We start from the raw sequence: 238 nt of genomic DNA, 5'->3' as shown, positions 1-238 counted from the left end.
CCCCCGTAGCGCCTGTGTTTCCTTGAACACCTTGAGGTCCAGTGGCCCCAGTAGCGCCTGTGTTGCCTTGAACGCCCTGAGGTCCAGTAGCGCCTGTGTTGCCTTGAGCGCCTTGAGGTCCAGTGACCCCCGTAGCGCCTGTGTTTCCTTGAACACCTTGAGGTCCAGTGGCCCCAGTACCGCCCGTGTTTCCTTGAGCACCTTGAGGTCCAGTGGCCCCCGTAGCGCCCGTGTTGCC

1 pseudogene is annotated in these 238 nt (G+C 62.6%); it reads right to left on the bottom strand.

From position 1 onward, the window contains the following. A pseudogene (locus COC96_RS26890) lies at positions 1 to 238 on the bottom strand (hypothetical protein); the annotation flags it as partial.

Source organism: Bacillus cereus (assembly GCF_002577405.1).
Taxonomy (GTDB): domain Bacteria; phylum Bacillota; class Bacilli; order Bacillales; family Bacillaceae_G; genus Bacillus_A; species Bacillus_A cereus_AU.
This window is presented reverse-complemented; position numbering and strand designations above follow the sequence as displayed.